General features: G+C 66.1%; 29 protein-coding genes and 2 pseudogenes. 2 read left to right on the forward strand and 29 right to left on the reverse strand.

Features of this window, described 5'->3' with window-relative positions; all coding sequences use genetic code 11:
- Nucleotides 1-28: 28 nt before the first annotated feature.
- Nucleotides 29-934, forward strand: a complete 906-nt coding sequence (locus tag AC1U89_RS17960; RefSeq protein WP_479901028.1) for an ABC transporter ATP-binding protein — start codon at nt 29-31, stop codon at nt 932-934.
- Entirely contained in the window at nt 924-1,739 is an 816-nt protein-coding gene (locus AC1U89_RS17965; RefSeq protein ID WP_479901029.1) for an ABC transporter permease, read from the forward strand. Before AC1U89_RS17960 ends, AC1U89_RS17965 begins: the two co-directional genes overlap by 11 nt.
- A gap of 16 nt (nt 1,740-1,755) precedes the next feature.
- Here the strand turns inward: AC1U89_RS17965 and AC1U89_RS17970 are convergent.
- From AC1U89_RS17970 to rpsJ, 29 genes and pseudogenes are all read right to left on the reverse strand, one after another.
- Nucleotides 1,756-2,502 (reverse strand): annotated as a pseudogene (locus AC1U89_RS17970) (methyl-accepting chemotaxis protein); the annotation flags it as partial.
- A 300-nt stretch (nt 2,503-2,802) separates the two neighbouring features.
- Nucleotides 2,803-3,564 (reverse strand): annotated as a pseudogene (locus AC1U89_RS17975) (HAMP domain-containing protein); the annotation flags it as partial.
- Nucleotides 3,565-3,724: 160 nt separating this feature from the next.
- Nucleotides 3,725-4,138, reverse strand: a complete 414-nt coding sequence (gene rplQ / locus AC1U89_RS17980) for a 50S ribosomal protein L17 (protein ID WP_026176397.1) — start codon at nt 4,136-4,138, stop codon at nt 3,725-3,727.
- Nucleotides 4,139-4,327: 189 nt separating this feature from the next.
- The gene (locus AC1U89_RS17985) at nt 4,328-5,344 is read right to left on the reverse strand and encodes a DNA-directed RNA polymerase subunit alpha (protein ID WP_479901030.1); all 1,017 of its coding nucleotides are present in this window, start codon (nt 5,342-5,344) and stop codon (nt 4,328-4,330) included.
- 75 nt (nt 5,345-5,419) lie between these two features.
- Nucleotides 5,420-5,809 carry a 30S ribosomal protein S11 gene (rpsK, locus tag AC1U89_RS17990; protein WP_010919150.1) on the reverse strand — a complete coding sequence of 130 codons (390 nt, stop codon included), beginning with the start codon at nt 5,807-5,809 and terminating at the stop codon, nt 5,420-5,422.
- A gap of 13 nt (nt 5,810-5,822) precedes the next feature.
- Entirely contained in the window at nt 5,823-6,191 is a 369-nt protein-coding gene (gene rpsM / locus AC1U89_RS17995) for a 30S ribosomal protein S13 (protein WP_479901031.1), read from the reverse strand.
- Between the two features lie 174 nt (nt 6,192-6,365).
- Nucleotides 6,366-6,935 (reverse strand): adenylate kinase, encoded by a 570-nt coding sequence (locus tag AC1U89_RS18000; RefSeq protein WP_479901032.1) that lies wholly within the window; start codon nt 6,933-6,935, stop codon nt 6,366-6,368.
- Nucleotides 6,936-7,069: 134 nt separating this feature from the next.
- On the reverse strand, nt 7,070-8,428 hold the full coding sequence (gene secY / locus AC1U89_RS18005) for a preprotein translocase subunit SecY (protein WP_479901033.1): 1,359 nt from the start codon (nt 8,426-8,428) through the stop codon (nt 7,070-7,072).
- Between the two features lie 273 nt (nt 8,429-8,701).
- On the reverse strand, nt 8,702-9,187 hold the full coding sequence (gene rplO, locus AC1U89_RS18010; RefSeq protein WP_479901034.1) for a 50S ribosomal protein L15: 486 nt from the start codon (nt 9,185-9,187) through the stop codon (nt 8,702-8,704).
- Between the two features lie 126 nt (nt 9,188-9,313).
- Complete coding sequence (gene rpmD / locus AC1U89_RS18015) at nt 9,314-9,499, reverse strand: 50S ribosomal protein L30 (RefSeq protein WP_029912327.1); 186 nt, start codon at nt 9,497-9,499, stop codon at nt 9,314-9,316.
- A 3-nt stretch (nt 9,500-9,502) separates the two neighbouring features.
- Entirely contained in the window at nt 9,503-10,108 is a 606-nt protein-coding gene (rpsE, locus tag AC1U89_RS18020; RefSeq protein ID WP_018113050.1) for a 30S ribosomal protein S5, read from the reverse strand.
- A gap of 10 nt (nt 10,109-10,118) precedes the next feature.
- A complete protein-coding gene (rplR, locus tag AC1U89_RS18025; RefSeq protein WP_479901035.1) occupies nt 10,119-10,475 on the reverse strand; it encodes a 50S ribosomal protein L18 in 357 nt (118 codons plus the stop codon).
- Nucleotides 10,476-10,478: 3 nt separating this feature from the next.
- Nucleotides 10,479-11,012 (reverse strand): 50S ribosomal protein L6, encoded by a 534-nt coding sequence (gene rplF / locus AC1U89_RS18030; protein ID WP_029912324.1) that lies wholly within the window; start codon nt 11,010-11,012, stop codon nt 10,479-10,481.
- A gap of 18 nt (nt 11,013-11,030) precedes the next feature.
- Complete coding sequence (gene rpsH / locus AC1U89_RS18035) at nt 11,031-11,429, reverse strand: 30S ribosomal protein S8 (protein ID WP_007662733.1); 399 nt, start codon at nt 11,427-11,429, stop codon at nt 11,031-11,033.
- A 10-nt stretch (nt 11,430-11,439) separates the two neighbouring features.
- Nucleotides 11,440-11,745: a 30S ribosomal protein S14 gene (rpsN, locus tag AC1U89_RS18040; RefSeq protein ID WP_132096010.1), complete on the reverse strand. Its 306-nt coding sequence runs from the start codon at nt 11,743-11,745 to the stop codon at nt 11,440-11,442.
- A 21-nt stretch (nt 11,746-11,766) separates the two neighbouring features.
- Nucleotides 11,767-12,324 carry a 50S ribosomal protein L5 gene (gene rplE / locus AC1U89_RS18045; protein ID WP_029912318.1) on the reverse strand — a complete coding sequence of 186 codons (558 nt, stop codon included), beginning with the start codon at nt 12,322-12,324 and terminating at the stop codon, nt 11,767-11,769.
- The gene (gene rplX, locus AC1U89_RS18050; protein WP_029912315.1) at nt 12,317-12,631 is read right to left on the reverse strand and encodes a 50S ribosomal protein L24; all 315 of its coding nucleotides are present in this window, start codon (nt 12,629-12,631) and stop codon (nt 12,317-12,319) included. The genes rplE and rplX overlap by 8 nt, the downstream gene beginning before the upstream one ends.
- The gene (gene rplN, locus AC1U89_RS18055) at nt 12,631-12,999 is read right to left on the reverse strand and encodes a 50S ribosomal protein L14 (RefSeq protein WP_007662742.1); all 369 of its coding nucleotides are present in this window, start codon (nt 12,997-12,999) and stop codon (nt 12,631-12,633) included. Before rplN ends, rplX begins: the two co-directional genes overlap by 1 nt.
- Nucleotides 13,000-13,016: 17 nt before the next feature.
- On the reverse strand, nt 13,017-13,256 hold the full coding sequence (gene rpsQ / locus AC1U89_RS18060; protein ID WP_018112915.1) for a 30S ribosomal protein S17: 240 nt from the start codon (nt 13,254-13,256) through the stop codon (nt 13,017-13,019).
- Nucleotides 13,257-13,266: 10 nt separating this feature from the next.
- Nucleotides 13,267-13,461, reverse strand: coding sequence for a 50S ribosomal protein L29 (gene rpmC, locus AC1U89_RS18065; RefSeq protein ID WP_029912302.1), 195 nt, complete (start codon nt 13,459-13,461; stop codon nt 13,267-13,269).
- Nucleotides 13,458-13,898: a 50S ribosomal protein L16 gene (gene rplP, locus AC1U89_RS18070; protein ID WP_479901036.1), complete on the reverse strand. Its 441-nt coding sequence runs from the start codon at nt 13,896-13,898 to the stop codon at nt 13,458-13,460. Before rplP ends, rpmC begins: the two co-directional genes overlap by 4 nt.
- 12 nt (nt 13,899-13,910) lie before the next feature.
- Nucleotides 13,911-14,660 (reverse strand): 30S ribosomal protein S3, encoded by a 750-nt coding sequence (rpsC, locus tag AC1U89_RS18075; protein WP_028041108.1) that lies wholly within the window; start codon nt 14,658-14,660, stop codon nt 13,911-13,913.
- A complete protein-coding gene (gene rplV / locus AC1U89_RS18080) occupies nt 14,660-15,040 on the reverse strand; it encodes a 50S ribosomal protein L22 (RefSeq protein ID WP_012285670.1) in 381 nt (126 codons plus the stop codon). Before rplV ends, rpsC begins: the two co-directional genes overlap by 1 nt.
- A gap of 3 nt (nt 15,041-15,043) precedes the next feature.
- A complete protein-coding gene (rpsS, locus tag AC1U89_RS18085; RefSeq protein ID WP_479901037.1) occupies nt 15,044-15,322 on the reverse strand; it encodes a 30S ribosomal protein S19 in 279 nt (92 codons plus the stop codon).
- 3 nt (nt 15,323-15,325) lie between these two features.
- A complete protein-coding gene (gene rplB / locus AC1U89_RS18090) occupies nt 15,326-16,162 on the reverse strand; it encodes a 50S ribosomal protein L2 (protein WP_029912291.1) in 837 nt (278 codons plus the stop codon).
- Nucleotides 16,163-16,165: 3 nt separating this feature from the next.
- Nucleotides 16,166-16,462, reverse strand: a complete 297-nt coding sequence (locus AC1U89_RS18095; protein WP_029912290.1) for a 50S ribosomal protein L23 — start codon at nt 16,460-16,462, stop codon at nt 16,166-16,168.
- On the reverse strand, nt 16,462-17,100 hold the full coding sequence (rplD, locus tag AC1U89_RS18100; RefSeq protein WP_479901038.1) for a 50S ribosomal protein L4: 639 nt from the start codon (nt 17,098-17,100) through the stop codon (nt 16,462-16,464). Before rplD ends, AC1U89_RS18095 begins: the two co-directional genes overlap by 1 nt.
- Complete coding sequence (gene rplC / locus AC1U89_RS18105) at nt 17,100-17,867, reverse strand: 50S ribosomal protein L3 (protein ID WP_479901039.1); 768 nt, start codon at nt 17,865-17,867, stop codon at nt 17,100-17,102. Before rplC ends, rplD begins: the two co-directional genes overlap by 1 nt.
- A 14-nt stretch (nt 17,868-17,881) precedes the next feature.
- Nucleotides 17,882-18,190, reverse strand: a complete 309-nt coding sequence (rpsJ, locus tag AC1U89_RS18110) for a 30S ribosomal protein S10 (protein WP_004616952.1) — start codon at nt 18,188-18,190, stop codon at nt 17,882-17,884.
- Nucleotides 18,191-18,592 lie beyond the last annotated feature (402 nt).

Raw genomic sequence — 18,592 nt, forward strand, 5'->3', positions numbered from 1 at the left:
GCATGATCGCCACCGGAAATCGCTCGACATGAGCTTCGCCCTGGAGGCCGACGGCCTGGTCAAGACCTACGGCGCGGTGCGCGCCCTGGACGGGCTGTCGCTGAGCATTCCCGCCGGCGGCGTGTTCGGCGTGCTGGGTCCCAACGGCGCGGGCAAGAGCACCCTGTTCCGTATCGCCCTGGGCCTGGTGCGTCCCACCAGCGGCACGGCCCGGCTGTTCGGCGCCCCGGCCGGCCAGTCCTCGTCCCTGCGTCGGGCGGGGGCGATGATCGAGACCCCGCGCTATCCGCCCTATCTGACCGCCCGCGAAGTGCTGCGGATGCTGGCGCTGGAGAGCGGCGCCGGCGGATCGGCCGACATCGACTACTGGCTGGAACGGGTGGGCCTGGGCGGCGCGGCCGACCGCAAGGCGGGCACCTTCTCGGTGGGCATGAAGCAGCGCCTGGGCCTGGCCGCCGCCTTTTTCACCCGCCCCGAGCTGGTGATCCTGGACGAACCGACCAGCGGCATGGACCCGGCCGGCATCCAGGAGATCCGCGCCCTGATCCGCGACCTGGCCGACAAGGAAGGCGTGACCATCATCCTGGCCAGTCACCAGCTGGACGAGGTCCGGCGGGTCTGCGACCGCGTGGCGATCCTGTCCAAGGGCAAGCTGGCCGCCGAGGGCGACGTCGAAGCCCTGACCGGCGGCAAGCCGCGCCTGCGCCTGACCGTCTCGCCGGTCGACAAGGCCCTGGCCGTGCTGGGCGACAAGGGGCAGGCGGACGGCCCGAACGCCGTGCTGGCCGACGTGCTGCGCGCCGAAACCCCCGCCCTGATCCGCGCCCTGGTCGAGGCCGGGGTCGAGATCACCGAGGCCCGCTGGCGCGAGGCCGACCTGGAAAGCGCCTATCTGGGCGCTCTCGAACCGAAGGATCTGGTCGATGCTCGCTGACGCCATCGCCGCCGAGCGCTTCCGCCTGTCCCGCGACCGCGTCTCGCTGTTCTGGGGCTTCGCCTTCGCGCCCTTGATCACCATGCTGTTCAGCATCGCGATGGACATGTTCGCCCGGGCGGTCCTGCACCGTACCATCCCCGGCGAGACGGCCGACCTGGCCAACCGGGCCATGGGCGCGGTGGCCGGGGCCTCGGGCCCGTTCACCGCCCTGTTCCTGCTGATCGGCGMGGCGGCGATCTTCGCCGGCGACTATCGCTGGGAGACCTGGCGGCTGATCACGCCGCGCAACAGCCGGATCAACCTGCTGGCGGCCAAGCTGATCGTCTTCGCCGAGGTCGCGGCCTGGAGCCTGCTGCTGACCGCGATCACCGCCGTGCTGGCGGGTCTGTTCGGCGCGGTGGCCAACCACGCCCGCCTGGTCGGACCGCCGGCCGGCCCGGCCTTCGTCAGCCAGTACGCCGGCGTGGTGCTGGTGACCTGGCTGGAGGTGCTGCTGGTCGGCGCCCTGGGGGCCCTGATCGGCGTCGTGACCCGTTCGACCATGGGCGCGGTGATCGCCGGCCTGGTGGTCGTCTTCGTGCAGTCGACCCTGGCCGCCACCATGCAGGCCGCGACCTGGAAGAGCCTGCTGATCCCCGCCTTCGCCGGACGGGTGCTCAAGACCTTCGTCATCTCGCCGCCGGAAGCCCGGACCGACGCGGGGCAGGCCGGGCTGGCCCTGGTGTTCCTGCTGGCCTGGCTGGTGGTGCTGGCCGGCGGCGCGGTGGCGCTATTCCGGCGACAGGACCTGACCAAGGAGTAGCCGCCTCCAGCGGGACCTAGGCGGCCGCCCAGGTCCTCTGGTCGGCCCCGACCTGGAAGTGCTCGACCTGGGCCTCCAGGCGCACCGCGTCGTCGGCCAGGCCTCGGCTGGCGGCCGTGGCCTGCTCGGCCATGGCGGCGTTCTGCTGGATGACCTGGTCCATCTGGCCGACCGCTAGGTCGACCTCGGCCAGGCCCGCGGCCTGCTCGCGGCTGGACTGGGCGATCTCCTCCATCAGCCCGCCGATCACCCCCACCCGCTCGACGATGTCGCCAAGAGCCGCCCCGGCCTCGCCGACCAGGGTCACGCCCGAACGGACATGGTCCGACGACTCCGCGATCAGCCCCTTGATCTCCTTGGCGGCCTCGGCCGAGCGCTGGGCCAGGGCCCGCACTTCCTGCGCCACGACCGCGAAGCCGCGACCGGCGTCGCCGGCCCGGGCGGCTTCCACGCCCGCGTTCAGAGCCAGCAGGTTGGTCTGGAAGGCGATCTCGTCGATCACGCCCAGGATCTGTGAGACCTTGGCCGAGGAGCTCTCGATCTGGCTCATGGCCTCGGCCGCGCGGCCGACCACCTGGCTGGAGCGGTCGGCGACCGCCCGGCTGTCGATCACCGCGGCGTTGGCCTCGTTCGCGCCCTCGGCGGTGCGCTTGACGCTGGCGCTGACCTCGCCCAGGGCCGAGGCCGTCTCGGCCAGGCTGGCGGCCTGCCGTTCGGTGCGGGCCGACAGGTCCTCGATCGCGCCGCTGATCTCGCCGGCCCCGACCCGCAGGCCGCCCGCGCCCTCGACCACCTCGCTCATGGCCGCCGCCAGCCCGGCGATCGCCCGGTTGAAGTCGCCCCGCAGGCCTTCGTAGGCCCCGGGGAAGGCCGTCTCCAGCCGCGCCGTCAGATCGCCGGCCTTCAGCCGGGCCACGGCCGCGACCAGGGCCTCGACCACCTGCAGACGGCCGGCCTCCTCGCTGCGCCGCTCGGCGTCGTGGCGGGCCTTGGCGGACTCGGTCTCGTCACGCTCGGCGGCGATGCGGTCCTCGGCCGCCTGGCGCGCGACGATCGCCTCGCGGAACACAGCCACGGAATTGGCCATCTCGCCGATCTCGTCGCCACGCCCGGCGAAGGGCACGGCCCGGTCGTAGTCGCCGGCCGCCAGCCGGCCCATGAAGCCGGTCATGGCCTGGATCGGCTTGACGATCCGTCGGCTCATCAGGGCGATCCCGCCGCCGACGACCAGCAGCATCAGGGCCCCGGCCCCCGCCAGCAGGATGAAGGTCAGGCGCGTCTGCTCGACGGCCCGCGCCTCGACCGCGGCGGCGTCGTGGTTGGCCATGACCACCACCTTGTCGATCACGGCGCGGTGGGCCTCGTAGGCCACGTCGGCCCGGGCCAAACCCTGGCGGGCGCGGTCCATGTCGCCCGAGCGGACGGCGGGCAGGATCTCCTGGTCGATCTCGCGCCAGAACACCATGGCCGGCGCGGACGACTCGTCGACCAGCATCGCGCGCATGGCCGGGTCGATCGGCGCGGTCTTCCAGTAGGCGTTGCGGGTGTCGTAGTCCTTGCGCAGCGCCGCCAGCTTGTCGGCGGCGGCGTCCACGGTCTCGGGATGGGCCACCAGCTTGGTCGCCACCAGGTCGGCCTCGACCACGTAGAGTGGCGGCGGCAGGATGTCGGCGACGATGTCCTTGTTGTCGACGATCTGGCGGAACAGCGGACCGCCGACCCGCAGGCCCTCGATCGCGAACAATGCCAGCCCGCCGGCCAGGATCACCCCGACCGCGAGCGCGCCGCCGAAGCCGCGCATGACACCGGAGATCTTCATCTCCATCCCTCCCCCGAGTACTTAGCGGCGAAGGATGGGGCGACGAGGTGAACAAAACTCTACCGGAGCCACGACAGGGGCTGATGCAACCTGTCGCACGCCCCCTGGACGCAAAAAAGGCCCCGGATCGCTCCGGGGCCTCTTCCGTCAGCCGAGGCTTAAAATCTTAGTCTTCCGAGTCCGCGGTGAACACCGGGCCGGAGTCCTTGCCCTTGGCCGAGACGTCGCGGTCGACGAACTCGATGACGGCCAGCGGGGCGTTGTCGCCGTAGCGGAAGCCGGCCTTCAGGACGCGGATGTAGCCGCCCTGGCGGTCCTTGTAGCGGGGACCGATGGTGGCGAACAGCTTGCCGACTTGCTCGACGTCGCGGACGGTCGAGATGGCCTGACGACGGGCGTGCAGGTCGCCGCGCTTGGCCAGGGTGACCAGCTTTTCGACGAACGGACGCAGTTCCTTGGCCTTCGGCAGGGTGGTGACGATCTGCTCATGCTTGATCAGCGAGGCCGACATGTTGGCGAACATGGCGGTGCGGTGAGCGGACGTACGGCCCAGTTTACGGTGAGCTTTACCGTGACGCATTGTGGTCTCTCCTGGGCCTTGGCCCGCTGTAGCGCGATGGAGAAGCGCTGATTGTCACCAATCCCAGCTGCGTCCCGGCCGGGTTCAGAACGAAGCGCCGGGGCCCTCCACCGCTGTTGCGGCTTCAAAAGGCCCAGGCCGCTCTCGAAAGAGCGGCCCGGATTAAGCGCGATACGCGATATACGACTCTTAGATCTGGTCTTCGAACTTCTTGGCCAGGTCTTCGATGTTTTCCGGCGGCCAGTTCGGCACGTCCATGCCCAGGTGCAGGCCCATGCCGGCCAGCACTTCCTTGATTTCGTTCAAGGACTTGCGGCCGAAGTTCGGCGTGCGGAGCATTTCGGCTTCGGTCTTCTGGATCAGGTCGCCGATGTAGACGATGTTGTCGTTCTTCAGACAGTTGGCCGAGCGGACCGACAGTTCCAGTTCGTCCACCTTCTTCAGCAGGGCCGGGTTGAACGGCAGTTCCGGCTTGGCCTCGTMGGCCGTCTTGGCCTTGGGCTCTTCGAAGGTGATGAAGATCTGCAGTTGGTCTTGCAGGATGCGGGCGGCGTAGGCCACCGCGTCCACCGGCGTGACAGCGCCGTTGGTTTCCACTTCCAGGATCAGCTTGTCATAGTCCAGCGACTGGCCCTGACGGGTCGGCTCGACGCGATAGGCGACGCGCTTGACCGGCGAGTACAGGGCGTCGACGGCGATCAGGCCGATCGGCGCGTCTTCCGGACGGTTGCGGTCGGCCGGAACGTAGCCCTTGCCGGTGTTGACCGTGAACTCCATGCGCACCGAAGCGCCGTCGTCCAGCGTGCAGAGCACGTGGTCGGGGTTCAGGATCTCGATGTCGGCCGGGGTTTCGATCTGACCCGCGGTCACCGGGCCGGGGCCCGTGGCGCGCAGGGTCATGCGCTTGGGGCCTTCGGCGTGCATGCGCACGGCCAGTTGCTTGATGTTCAGAACGATGTCGACGACGTCTTCGCGGACGCCTTCGAGCGAAGAGAATTCGTGCACCACGCCATCGATCTGGATGGCGGTGACGGCGGCGCCTTGCAGCGAGGAGAGCAGGACGCGGCGGAGAGCGTTGCCGAGCGTCACACCAAAGCCGCGCTCGAGCGGTTCAGCCACGATGCGAGCCTTGCKGGTCGCGTCGGCGCCAGTCTCGATTTGCGGCTTCTCAGGACGGATCAGCTCGTTCCAGTTTCTTTCGATCACGTGGTCGATCCCTTGAACGCGACTCGCCGGCCGCGTTTTGCGCAGCCGGCGAAGGAGAATTGGGTCTTAAAAGTACTAGACGCGACGACGCTTGGGCGGACGGCAACCGTTGTGCGGGATCGGCGTCACGTCGCGGATGGTCGTGATGGTCATGCCGGCGGCCTGGAGGGCGCGCAGGGCCGACTCACGGCCCGAACCCGGACCCGACACGTTGACCTCGAGGGTCTTCACACCGTGCTCGGCGGCCTTCTTGCCCGCGTCTTCCGCAGCCATCTGAGCGGCGTACGGGGTCGACTTGCGCGAGCCCTTGAAGCCCATCATGCCGGCGCTCGACCAGGAGATGGTGTTCCCCTGAGCGTCGGTGATGGTGATCATGGTGTTGTTGAACGAGGCGTTCACGTGCGCCACGCCCGAGGTGATGTTCTTGCGTTCGCGACGTTTAACGCGAGCCGGTTCCTTGGCCATCGGTCAGGCTGCCTTACTTCTTCTTGCCGGCGATCGGCTTAGCCGGACCCTTGCGGGTACGAGCGTTGGTGTGGGTGCGCTGACCGCGGACCGGCAGGCCCTTGCGGTGACGCAGGCCGCGATAGCAGGCCAGGTCCATCAGACGCTTGATGTTCATCGAGTTTTCGCGGCGCAGGTCGCCCTCGACGGTGAAGTCCTTGTCGATCGCTTCGCGGATCGCGAGGACTTCGGCGTCGGTCAGCTGGTTGACCCGGCGAGCGTCGTCGATGCCCACCTTCGTGATGATGTCACGAGCGGACTTCTGGCCAATGCCATGAATGTACTGAAGCGCGATCAAAACGCGCTTGTTCGTCGGGATGTTGACGCCTGCAATACGGGCCACGTCTAATGTTCTCCTAGTCACGCACTAAAGACGCGAACGGCGCGCCCGGCCCGGTCTTGCGACCCAGTCCGGCGCGCACAGATCGCGCCCTTTCGCGGAAGCGCCCCGTTATAGGGATAGTTGCGCGTCCGTCAATGGCGGAATCCGCTCAATCGAGAGGATTCCAACGAAGTCTTAAGCCACGACCGAAAGCGCGGCGTCGATGGAGGCGGCCACGGTTTCCACCGAGGCCATGCCGTCCAGTTCCGTGAGCTTGCCTTGCTCGCGGTAGTACGGAAGCAGCGGCGCGGTCTGGGCGTTGTAGGCCGCCAGGCGCGTCACGAACACTTCCGGGTTGTCGTCGGGGCGGCCCTGCTCGGCGAATCGCTTGCTGATCCGCTCGATGAGCGCGGGCTCGTCTACCTTGAGTCGGAGAACCGAGTCGATCTTCTGACCCCGCTTGGCCAGCATGGCGTCCAGCGCCTGCGCCTGGGGCACGGTGCGCGGGAAGCCGTCGAAGATGGCCCCGCCTGCGGCTTCGGCCTCGGGCAGGCGCTCCTCGATCAGGGCGATGACGATCTCGTCGGTGACCAGCTCGCCGCGGTCCAGCACGCCCTTGACCTTCTGGCCCAGCTCGGAGCCCGAGGCGATCGCGGCGCGCAGCATGTCACCGGTCGACAGCTGGACCATGCCCCGCTGCTCGACCAGGCGCTTGGCCTGGGTGCCCTTGCCCGCCGCCGGCGGCCCGAACAGGATCAAGTTCATCAATGCGCTTCCTGCGTTTTCGCGGGTCTGCCGCCCACGTCCCGCCCAGACCTAGAGTGGGTTCGATAAAAACGGAAGCCGGTTTGTCACAAACCGGCTTCCGCGTTTTGGCCTTCCGTAGGGTCCAGAAGCGCCTAGCGCCCCTTGCCGCCCCGCAGCTTCGACTTCTTGATCAGCCCTTCGTACTGGTGGGCCAGCAGGTGGGACTGGATCTGGGCGACCGTGTCCATGGTCACGGTCACGACGATCAGGATCGAGGTGCCGCCCAGGGTGAACTTGGTCGGACCCATGCTGTTCATCAGCAGTTCCGGCAGGATGCAGACCGCGGTGATGTAGGCCGCGCCGATCACGGTCAGGCGGGTCAGGACGTAGTCCAGGTACTCCGCCGTCCGCTTGCCCGGACGGATGCCCGGCATGAAGCCGCCGTACTTGCGCAGGTTCTCCGCCGTCTCGTCGGGATTGAACACGACCGAGGTGTAGAAGAACGAGAAGAAGATGATCAGGGCCGCGTACAGCACCATGAACAGCGGCTGGCCGTGCTGCAGGGCGCCGACCACGGTCGGCAGCCATTGCAGCCAGCTGGGCAGGTTGGCCGTGGCCAGGAAGCCCATGGCGGTCGTCGGCAGCAGCAGCAGGCTGGAGGCGAAGATCGGCGGGATGACGCCGGCGGTGTTCAGCTTCAGCGGGATGAACGAGGTGTCGCCGCCGATCATCCGGTTGCCTTGCTGGCGCTTGGGATAGTGGACCAGCAGGCGGCGCTGCGAGCGCTCGACGAAGACGATGGCGAAGATCACGGCGATCGCCAGCACGCCGACGGCGAACAGGGCGAAGCCCGACATGGCGCCGGTCTGGACCTGGGTGAACATCCGCACCACGCCCAGCGGCAGAGCCGAGACGATGCCGGTGAAGATGATCAGCGAGACGCCGTTGCCGACGCCGCGGCTGGTGATCTGCTCGCCCAGCCACATCAGGAACAGGGTGCCGCCCGTCAGGGCCACGACCGTGGACGCGACGAAGAACAGCGGGGCGATGCCGCCCACCACCATGTTGGCCTGGCTCTGCAGGCCGAAGGCGATCGAGGCCGATTGGACCACGGCCAGCACGACCGCCAGGTAGCGGGTGTACTGGTTCAGGGTCTTGCGGCCGGCTTCGCCGCCTTCCTTCTTCAGCTTTTCCCACGGCGGATACACCGAGCCCATCAGCTGCACGATGATCGAGGCGCTGATGTAGGGCATCACGTTCAGCGAGAAGACGGCCATGCGCTGCACGGCGCCGCCCGAGAACATGTTGAACATGCCCAGGATGCCCTTCGACTGCTGCGAGAACGCGGCGGCGAAGGCTTCCGGATTGATCCCCGGGATCGGCACATAGGTGCCGAGCCGGTAGACGATCAGGGCGATGAGCGTGAACCAGATGCGCTTGTGAAGTTCGGTGGCCTTCTGGAAGGACCCGAAGTTCATGTTGGCTGCGAGTTGTTCGGCGGCCGAGGCCATTCAAATCCCCACGTCGAGAGCGCGCGCCGCTTCCGCGGCCAAGTCGCGCTCCTAGCATTATGCAGGGCCAGGTCCGGTCGGCGATGAATCGCCGGGGGCCGGACAAAGCCCGAGTACGGAGCCGTACATAGGTGAGGCCCGCCGCGATGTCACGGCGAGCCTCGTTATTCTGTCATCCCGGTGGGAAACGGCGGGTCCGGCGGGGTGTCCCCTGGCCTCTCCGCGATCCCGGCGACGGCGCTCCGAGAGCGCCTCCGGGATGACATTATGGTCTTAGGCTTCGGCTTGCGCCTTGGCCTTCTTGGTCACGGTGACCGAACCACCGGCGGCCTCGACGGCCTTGATGGCGGCTTCCGTGGCCGAGTAGACGGTCAGCTTCAGGGCGGTCTTGATCTCGCCCTTGCCCAGCAGCTTCACGCCGTCCAGTTCGCGACGGATCACGCCGGCGGCGACCAGTTCAGCGGCGCCCAGCTCGGCGCCCTTCTTGAACTTGCCGGCGGCCACGGCCTGCTCCAGGCGCCACAGGTTCACTTCAGCGAACTGCAGGCGGAACGGGTTGTTGAAGCCGCGCTTGGGCATGCGCATGTGCAGCGGCATCTGGCCGCCTTCGAAGCCGGCGATGGCGACGCCCGAGCGCGCCTTCTGGCCCTTCACGCCGCGACCACCGGTCTTGCCCTTGCCCGAGCCCGGGCCGCGGCCGATGCGCATGCGGCCCTTGGTGGAGCCGGGAGCCGGAGCCAGTTCGTTAAGCTTGGTCATATGTGCCTCTCCTTGGAGATCTGCGCCCGGCCAATGGCCGGACTCGGCTTTTGGAAACAAAGAAACTTAAAACGAAAACCACCCCGGCTTTCACCGGGGTGGCGATTTCGACGTCTCGTAGCAGAACTACTCGACGATTTCCAGCAGGTGCTGGACCTTGCGGATCATGCCGCGAACCGAAGGGGTGTCTTCCAGCTCGGACACGCGGCCCAGCTTGTTGAGACCCAGACCGGCGAGCGTGGCGCGCTGGTCCTTTTCGCGACGGATMGGGCTGCCGGTTTGGCGAACCTTGACGGTCTTTGCAGTAGCCATGTCTTAGCCCTCGATGGCGTCCGGAGCCGAGGCTCCGTCGGCGCGGCGGCCGAGAATGTCGCCGACCTTCTTGCCGCGCTTGGCGGCGATCTGGCGGGGCGACGATTGAACCTTCAGGGCCTCGAACGTGGCGCGCACCATGTTGTACGGGTTCGAGGAACCCGTCGACTTGGCCACGACGTCCTGGACGCCCAGGGTTTCGAGAACCGCGCGCATCGGACCACCAGCGATGACGCCCGTGCCGGGAGGGGCAGCGCGCATCATGACCTTGCCGGCGCCCCAACGGCCGTAGCCGTCGTGGTGCAGGGTGCGCGACTCGCGGAGCGGGACGCGGACCATGGTCTTCTTGGCTTCTTCGGTCGCCTTGCGGATGGCTTCCGGCACTTCACGCGCCTTGCCATGACCGTAGCCGACGCGGCCCTTTTGGTCGCCGACGACCATCAGAGCAGCGAAGCTGAAGCGACGGCCGCCCTTAACGGTGGCGGCGACGCGGTTGATGTGGACGAGCTTTTCGACGATGTCGCTGTCGACCCGCTCCTCGGGGGCGTTGCGGTCGCGACGGTCCCGGCGTTGGCCGCCTTCACCGCGCTGTTGGTCACCACGAGCCATGATGTTTCCCTTAGAAGTTCAGGCCGGCTTCGCGCGCGGCGTCGGCCAGGGCTTTCACCCGGCCGTGAAAGATGTAGCCGCCACGATCGAAGACGACGTCCTTGACGCCCTTTTCGATGGCGCGCTCGGCGACGAGCTTGCCGACCAGGGCGGCCGCGTCCTTGTTCGCCCCCGTGGCCTTGCCTTCACCCTCGAGGGTGGAGGCCGAGGCCAGGGTCACGCCGCGCTCATCATCGATGACCTGGGCGTAGATGTTCTTGGACGAACGGAAGACCGACAGACGCGGACGGCCGTTGGCCAGCGACTTGAGACGGGTGCGCGTGCGCTGGGCGCGACGAGCGGCGGATTCACGAGGAGAGAGCGCCATGGCTTACTTCTTCTTGCCTTCCTTGCGGCGAACCTTCTCGCCAGCATAGCGCACGCCCTTGCCCTTGTAGGGCTCCGGCGGACGAATGCGGCGGATTTTCGCGGCAATCTCGCCGACCGCCTGCTTATCAGCGCCGGCGATCTTGATTTCGGTCTGCTTGGGCACCGCGAAGGTGACGCCGGCCGGAGCCGCGACGTCGACTTCGTGGGAGAAACCGAGCTGCAGCGACAGGGCGGTGCCCTTCATCGCGGCCCGGTAACCGACGCCCACCAGCTCGAGGGTTTCCTCGAAGCCCGTGCTGACGCCGTGCACCATGTTGGCCACCAGCGTGCGGGACAGGCCCCACATCGCCTTGGCGCGCGTGGTTTCCGAACGCGGAGTCAGGGTCAGCTCTTCGCCTTCCTGCTTGACTTCGATCTCTTCGGGAACCGTCCAGGAGAGTTGGCCCTTGGGCCCCTTCACCGACACCGTCTGGCCTTCGAGCGTCGTGGTGACGCCCTTGGGGATCGAGACGGCCTTCTTACCGATACGTGACATGCTCTTTCCCTCCCGCGCCTAGTAGACGCGGCAGAGGACTTCGCCGCCGACGTTAGCGTCGCGCGCGGCAGAGTCCGACATGACGCCCTTCGGCGTCGAAAGGATCGAGATGCCCAGGCCGTTCTTGATCGGCTTCAGGTCCTTGATCGACGAATAGACGCGACGGCCAGGCTTGGACACGCGGCTGATCTCGGCGATCACGGGCTCACCGTCAAAATACTTGAGCTCGATCTCGAATTCGGGGAACGCACCGGGCTTCTCGACCAGCGAGTAGCCGCGGATGTAGCCTTCGTCGGCCAGCACGTCCAGGACGCGGGCGCGCAGCTTGGAAGCCGGCGTCGCAACCTTGGCGCGCTTGCGCGTGGCGGCGTTCTTGATGCGAGCGATCATATCGCTCAGGGGATCGTTCATCGACATCTGATCGTCCTCACCAGCTCGACTTGACGAGGCCGGGGATCTGCCCCTGCGAACCCAGTTCGCGGAGAGCAACCCGGCTCATCTTCAGCTTGCGATAGTAGGCGCGCGGGCGGCCGGTCACTTCGCAGCGATTGCGAATGCGAACAGCCGACGAGCTGCGCGGAAGCTTCGCGAGCTTCAGGCGGGCTTCGAAGCGTTCTTCCAGCGGCAGGCTTTCGTCGTTGGCGATCGCCTTCAGCGCGGCGCGCTTGTCGGCGTATTGCTTGACGAGGGCCTTGACCGCGAGATTACGGTTAACGGCGCTTTTCTTGGCCATGGTGTGTTTCCCTGCCCGCTCTTAATTGGTGAACGGGAACTGGAATTCCTTCAGGAGAGCCTTGGCTTCCTGATCGGTCTTCGCAGTGGTGCAGACGATGATGTCCATGCCCCAGATCTGTTCGATCTGGTCATAGTTGATTTCCGGGAACACCAGGTGCTCCTTCAGGCCCATGGCGTAGTTGCCACGGCCGTCGAAGCTCTTGCCGTTCAGGCCGCGGAAGTCCTTCACGCGCGGCAGCGCGATCGTGACCAGGCGGTCCAGGAATTCGTACATCCGGTCCTTGCGCAGGGTCACCTTGGCGCCGACCACCATGCCTTCGCGCAGCTTGAAGCCGGCGATGGACTTGCGGGCCTTCGTGGCGACCGGCTTCTGGCCGGCGATAGCCATCAGATCCTTCAGCGCGGTCTGGGCCTTCTTGGAGTCGGCCACGGCCTCGCCGATACCCATGTTCAGGACGATCTTGTCCAGCTTGGGGATCTGCATTTCGTTCGTGTAGCTGAATTGCTCCTTCATCGCGGCGCGGATGCGCTCGCGATAAACGGTCTTCAGCCGGGGTTCATAAGCTTGATCAGCCATTGATCACCTCGCCCGTGGTCTTGGCCACGCGCACCTTCTTGTCGCCTTCGATCTTGAAGCCGACGCGGGTGGGCTTGCCCTTGGAGTCGACCAGCGCGACGTTCGAGACGTGCAGCGCGGCTTCCTTGGTCTTGATGCCGCCTTGCGGTTCGGCTTGGGTCGGCTTGGTGTGGCGTTGAACCAGGTTCACGCCTTGCACCAGGACACGGTTTTCCTTGGGGAGAACCTGGGTCACAGCGCCTTGCTTGCCCTTGTCCTTGCCGGCCAGGACGACGACGCGGTCGCCCTTCTTAATCTTGGCAGCCATTACAGCACCTCGGGGGCGAGGGAGATGATCTTCATGTGGTTCTTGGCGCGCAGTTCGCGGGGAACCGGGCCAAAGATCCGCGTGCCGACCGGCTCGCTCTGCTTGTTGACGATGACCGCGGCGTTCTTGTCGAAACGGATCAGCGACCCGTCCTTACGCTTCATGCCTTGGTTCACGCGAACGACGACGGCGCGGAGCACGTCGCCCTTCTTCACGCGGCCGCGCGGAATGGCTTCCTTCACGGACACGACGATCACGTCACCGACGCTGGCGTAGCGACGACCCGCGCCACCCAGCACCTTGATGCACATGACCCGGCGGGCGCCGGAGTTATCGGCGACTTCCAGGTTAGTTTGCATCTGGATCATGGTTCAAACCTTCCAGATTAAGCAGAAGCCTTGGGAAGGACTTCCCAGGTCTTCAGCTTGGACTTCGGAGCGCACTCGATGATACGGGCAACTTCGCCCGCCTTGTACGCATTGCTCTCATCGTGCGCGTGGTACTTCTTAGACTGACGCACAATCTTCTTCAGCAGCGGGTGAACGATGGTGCGTTCAACCTTAACCACTACGGTCTTGTCGCCCTTATCGGAGACGACAACCCCTTCGAGGATACGCTTGGGCATATCGTTCTCCTTAAGCCGCGGCCTTGGCGCGCAGCACGGTCTTGATGCGGGCGATTTCCTTGCGGATCTCGCCAACGCGGTGGGTCTTTTCCACCTGACCGGTCGCCGCCTGGAAGCGCAGGTTGAACTGCTCCTTCTTCAGGTTGAGCAGCTGCTCGGCGAGCTGGTCGGGAGTCATGCCCCGGATGTCAGCAATCTTGGTCATGCCGCTTCGGCCTCCAGAGCCGCACCGGCGTCGATGCGGGTGACGACGCGGGTGCGGATCGGCAGCTTGGCCGCGCCGAGGCGCAGGGCTTCGCGCGCGATATCGTCCGGCACGCCGTCGATTTCGAACATGATGCGGCCCGGAGCCACGCGAGCGGCCCAGTGGTCCACGGCGCCCTTGCCCTTACCCATCCGGACTTCGGCCGGCTTGCCGGTGACCGGCACGTCCGGGAAGATACGGATCCAGACGCGGCCTTGACGCTTCATCTGGCGGGTGATGGCGCGACGAGCAGCTTCGATCTGGCGAGCCGTGATGCGCTCCGGCTMGACGGCCTTCAGGCCGTACGAACCGAAGTTCAGCAGGGTGCCGCCCTTCGAGGTGCCGTGGATGCGGCCCTTGAACTGCTTGCGATACTTGGTTTTTTTCGGTGACAGCATAGCGCTCTATCCTTAGCCCCGATCGCGACGGCCGCGGTCGCCCCGGTCGGGACGATCGCCGCGCTCGCGTCCACCACCTTCGCCGGCCGGGCCGGATTCAGTGGCGAGACGCTTGTCGAGCGCCATCGGGTCATGCTCCAGCACTTCGCCTTTGAAGATCCAGGTCTTCACGCCGATGATGCCGTAGGTGGTCTTGGCTTCCGCGAAGCCGTAGTCGATGTCGGCGCGCAGCGTGTGGAGCGGCACGCGACCTTCGCGGTACCATTCCATACGAGCGATTTCCGCGCCGCCGAGGCGGCCCGACACGTTGATGCGGATGCCCTTGGCGCCGAGACGGACGGCCGATTGGATCGACCGCTTCATGGCGCGACGGAAGGCGATACGACGCTCGAGCTGCTGGGCGATGGACTCGGCCACCAGCTGCGCATCGGTTTCGGGCTTACGGATTTCGACGATGTTCAGGTGAACTTCGCCTTCCGTCATCACCGACAGGTCCTTGCGGAGCTTGTCGATGTCAGCGCCCTTCTTGCCGATGATGACGCCCGGACGGGCGGCATAGATCGTGACGCGGCACTTCTTGTGGGGACGCTCGATGATGATGCGCGAGACGCCGGCTTGATACAGGCGCTTCTTGAGCATCGCACGGACCGCGAGGTCTTGGTGCAGGAGCTTGCCGTACTGCTCGCCGTCGGCGAACCAACGGCTGTCCCAGGTACGGTTGACGCCGAGCCGCAGCCCGACCGGATTGACTTTCTGACCCATCAGGCGGCCTCACCCAGTTCGCGGACCACGATGGTGATCTCGGAGAACGGCTTTTCAACGCGCGTGGCCCGACCGCGAGCACGCGGCGAGAAGCGCTTCATCACCAGGTTCTTGCCCACATAGGCCTCGGCGACGACCAGCGAGTCGATGTCGAGGTTGTGGTTGTTTTCGGCGTTGGAGATCGCCGAATACAGCGCCTTGCGGACGTCCTGAGCGATACGCTTGTGGCTGAATTCGAGCTCGTTCAGAGCGCGCTGGACGTTCAGGCCACGGATGGACTGAGCGACCAGGTTCAGCTTGCGGGCGCTGGTGCGCAGGGTGCGAACCTTGCACATCGCTTCATTGGCCGGCAGGCGGCGAGGTTGTTTAGCTTGGCTCATGGCCTACTTCCTCTTCGCCTTCTTGTCGGCGGCGTGGCCGGGGAAGTTGCGGGTGGGAGCGAACTCACCGAACTTCATGCCGACCATGTCTTCCGACACGGAGACGGGAACGTGCTTCTGGCCGTTGTGCACGCCGAAGGTCAGGCCGACGAATTGCGGCATGATGGTCGAACGGCGCGACCAGGTCTTGATGACGTCCTTGCGGCCCGACGACAGAGCGACGTCGGCCTTCTTCAGGAGGTACCCGTCGACGAACGGGCCTTTCCAGACGGAGCGGGTCATGGCTTAGCGGCCCTTCTTCGCTTTGTGGCGCGAACGGATGATGAACTTGTCCGTGGCCTTGTTGACACGGGTCTTGGCGCCCTTGGTCGGCTTACCAGCCGGGGTCACCGGGTGACGACCGCCCGAGGTCCGGCCTTCACCACCACCGTGGGGGTGGTCGACCGGGTTCATGGCGACGCCGCGGACGTGCGGACGACGGCCCATGTGACGAACGCGCCCGGCCTTGCCGAGGTTTTCGTTCATGTGGTCCGGGTTCGACACGGCGCCGACGGTGGCCATGCAGGTGTCCAGCACCATGCGCAGTTCGCCCGAGTTCAGGCGGATCTGGGCGTAGCCGGCGTCACGACCCACCAGCTGGGCGTAGGCGCCAGCCGAACGCGCGATCTGGCCGCCCTTGGCGGGCTTCAGCTCGACGTTGTGGATGATCGTGCCGATCGGCAGGGTGCGCAGCGGCGAGGCGTTGCCCGGCTTCACGTCGACCTTGTCGGCGGTGACGACTTCGTCGCCGGCCTTCAGGCGTTGCGGKGCCAGGATGTAGGCCAGTTCGCCGTCCTGATACTTGATCAGGGCGATGAAGGCGGTGCGGTTCGGATCGTACTCGAGGCGGACGACCGTGGCCGTGCCTTGCTTACGACGCTTGAAGTCGACCAGACGGTACAGGCGCTTGGCGCCGCCGCCGCGGAAACGGACCGCGATACGGCCGTTGCCGCCGCGACCGCCCGACTTGGTCAGACCTTCGACCAGCTTCTTTTCCGGGCGGCCCTTGTGGAGCTCGCTGCGGTCGATCAGCACCAGGCCGCGCTGGCCGGGGCTGGTCGGGTTAAAGTGCTTCAAGGCCATGTCTTAGAGCCCCGTCGTGATGTCGATCGACTGGCCGTCGGCCAGGGTCACGATGGCTTTTTTGACGTCGGAACGGCGTCCGACGATGCCACGGAAGCGCTTGGTCTTGCCCTTGGTGACCAGGGTGTTGACCTTGGTGACCTTGACCTTGAACAGCTCTTCGACTGCGGCGGCGATTTCGTCCTTCGACGCATCGGCGGCCACGCGGAAGACGACCTTGTTCTGCTCGCTGAGCAGGGTGGCCTTCTCGGTGATCACCGGCGACAGGATCGTGTCGTAGTGGCGGGCGGTAGCGGCCATTACGCGGCTTCCTTCTCAGCGAAACGCGCCGAGATCGCCTCAATCGCGTCCTTGGTCAGGACGAGCGTTTGGCGACGCAGCACGTCGTAGACGTTCAGGCCGGCGTTCGGCAGCACGTCCACGTTCGGAATGTTGCGGGCGGCGAGCTTGAAGTTCGCGTCCACTTCCGGACCGGCGATGACCAGGGCGTTCTTCAGGCCGATCTTGTCGAAGTTAGCGCGCAGGGCGGCCGTCTTCGGGTCGGTCAGAACGGCGCTGTCCAGCACGACCAGCGCGCCGGCCTTGGCCTTCGACGACAGGGCATGGCGCAGAGCCATGGCCCGGATCTTCTTCGGCAGGTCGAAAGCGTGGCTGCGGACGACAGGGCCGTGGGCCTTGGCGCCGCCGACGAACTGAGCCGCACGGCGCGAACCGTGACGGGCCGAGCCGGTGCCCTTTTGCTTGTACATCTTCTTGCCCGTACGAGAGACCTCGTTGCGGACTTGAATCTTGTGGTTGCCCGAGCGGCGCTTGGCCAGCTGCCAGGTCACGACGCGCTGCAGGATGTCGCCGCKGATGTCGGCGATGCCAAAGATGGCGTCGTCGAGATCAACGGAGCCGGCCTTGCCGCCGTCCAGTTTGATGACGTCGAGTTTCATTAGCCTTCGCCCTCTTCGGTCGTCGCCGCGGGGGCTTCCTCAGCGGGGGTTTCAGCGGCGGCGGCCGGAGCCTCGCCAGCCTTGCGGAAGGCGCCCGGACGCTTCACGTCGGCCGGAGCGGCCTTCTTGATGGCGTCGCGAACCTTGACGTACGAACCTTCGTGGCCGGGGACGGCGCCCTTGACCAGGATCAGGCCGCGTTCGACATCGACCTTCCAGACGGTGACGTTCAGGGTGGTGACGGTTTCCTGACCCAGGTGACCGGCCATCTTCTTGCCCGGGAACGTACGGCCCGGATCCTGGCGGTTACCGGTCGAGCCGTGCGAACGGTGCGAGACCGAGACGCCGTGGGTGGCGCGCAGACCGCCGAAGTTCCAGCGCTTCATGGCGCCGGCGAAACCCTTACCGACGGTGAGGCCTTGGATGTCCACCTTCTGGCCGGCGACGTAGTGGTCGGCCGTGAACTCGGCGCCAACTTCGATCAGGGCGGCTTCATCGACGCGGAATTCGGCGACGACCCGCTTGGGCTCGACCGAGTTCTTGGCGAAGTGACCGCGCAGGGCCTTGGAGGTGTTCTTGGGCTTCTTGGCGCCGGCGCCGAGCTGCAGGGCGGTGTAACCGTCCTTCTCGACCGTGCGCTGGCCCGTGACCTGGCAACCGTCCAGCGACAGGACGGTGACCGGGACGTGCTGTCCGGTTTCATCGAAGAAGCGGGTCATGCCCAGCTTCTTGGCGATCACGCCAGTACGATTAGCGGGGAGAGTCATCTGTTCGGCCCTCCTTACAGCTTGATTTCGACGTCGACGCCGGCCGACAGGTCGAGCTTCATCAGCGCGTCCACGGTCTGCGGAGTCGGATCAACGATGTCGAGGACGCGCTTGTGCGTACGGATCTCGAACTGCTCGCGCGACTTCTTGTCGACGTGCGGCGAGCGGTTGACGGTGAATTTCTCGATAAGCGTGGGCAGGGGGATCGGGCCCCGTACCGTCGCACCCGTGCGCTTGGCCGTATTCACGATCTCGCGCGTGGAATGATCCAACACGCGGTGATCGAAGGCCTTGAGCCGGATGCGGATGTTCTGACGATCCATATCGCTCGGTTTCCTAGTGGGCTGCGCCCGCGTCTCGAACCATTTCAAAGACCAACCCGGATCCCTCTTTCGAGACATCCGAACGCAGCGTCCGCAAAACAAATTGGCCCGCCCGGTCTCCCGAGAGGGCCTGTGACTGAAAACTGCGCCCCAAAAGGCGCGATCGGCAGTCGTTCGCGAACCGCGTCTGAGCTCGAAAGCTCACAGCCGGTCCAACAGAGGGGGGCTTTTACGTGTGTGAATCGGTTTCGTCAAGCGCTTCTCGGGACCGTTTTGCGGGACGGACAGGACGCGCCGCCCCTCCCCGATCCTCGGGTCCGGCCAAGCTCTTGAAGTGGAGCTTGAGCGTATCGGGGTTCTTCCAAATCCTGGTCCCGACGCTAGGCCGAAGGCTCAAACGAC

The organism is Caulobacter sp. 05T431 (assembly GCF_056665975.1).